General features: G+C 27.2%; 2 protein-coding genes. Both read left to right on the plus strand.

Annotated features, from left to right (window positions below; genetic code table 11):
• Positions 1-952 (plus strand): glycosyltransferase (locus tag CYP84_RS03575; RefSeq protein ID WP_141089193.1); only part of this gene is annotated, 952 nt, incomplete at its 5' end.
• Positions 953-1,008: 56 nt separating this feature from the next.
• The coding region (locus CYP84_RS10875; RefSeq protein ID WP_219809656.1) for a hypothetical protein at positions 1,009-1,208 on the plus strand (200 nt) is incomplete at its 3' end.

The raw sequence follows: 1,208 nt of genomic DNA on the forward strand, positions 1-1,208 counted from the left end.
GGTTTTTGATATGTTACTTGATATTTTAATACCAACATATAATAGGGTAGAGCCTTTAAAGAAGAATTTAATATTACTAATAGGTTACATAAGTAGGTTAGAATGCAAAGATAATGTTTGTATTATAGTATCTGATAATTTCTCAAGCGATTCTACTTTTGATGAACTGAATATATTAAAATCTAACACTGACATAAAAATTATAATTTATAAACAAGAAGAAAATATAGGGCAAGAAAAAAATACTGTTTTTACTCTCTCTAAGTCAAGTGCCAAGTATAGTATGCTTTTAGGAGATGATGATTTTTTGCAGTTTGAGTATTTTAAAAAAGTGATAGAGAGCTTATATTCTGGCGAACTAACATGCATAATCCCTTCATTTATTGCAAAAAAAGTTGATGGTGGCATAGTTGGATATAGGGGACTTGGTGAAAATAAGAAATATACTAAAGGTTTTTCATCTGTGCTAGATCTTGCAATTTTAGGACATCAACTCAGTGGCTTAGTCTTTTTAAGGGAAGGTACTTTAAAAACGTATCTATCAAATGAAAAGTACAGAAATATGTATTTATTTATCTTTTTTGTTGGGTTTAATTGTTTTAGAGGTAATACCTTATGTTTAACGGAGTATCCATTAGATGTAACAGTGGGAGTGAAGAAGTATTGGAGTTATGGTGATGATGCACTTTTTAATGAACGTATAAAGAATATTCCCATGCTCTCAAAGAATTTTTTACAACGTTTTAGGCTAGAGAATAGATTTTTTGTAGAAAATATATACTCTATTTTTATAGTATATGAAAGTTTAAGTAAAAGAGCAAAAGCACTTTATCTTGCATCAACATCTAAAAATTTATCTTATGTATTTAAGGTTTATGTTCCTTTTTTATTAACTTTATTTGTGCTAAAAAAAATAATTAATAAAATCTTTAAAAAAATCGGAATTAGATAATGAATAGAAAAAATGACAATGCCGTTTTATGATAAATAATTTAAGAAGATAGAATATTGTTCAAATTTCATAGAAATAAATTAATAAAAAACCTTATATCTGTAATGTCAATTGATGTTTTAGTAAAGGCGAGCGGATTATTGCTTTTGCCTATTTATTTAAAATTAATGACGCAAGAAGAATTTGGAATTTATTCGTATGCCATAGGATTATCAAGTTTTTTAGCCTTAGTCGGTTCAATGGGTGTATATAGTAC

It is taken from the genome of Campylobacter concisus, from assembly GCF_002912425.1.
Classification (GTDB): domain Bacteria; phylum Campylobacterota; class Campylobacteria; order Campylobacterales; family Campylobacteraceae; genus Campylobacter_A; species Campylobacter_A concisus_AH.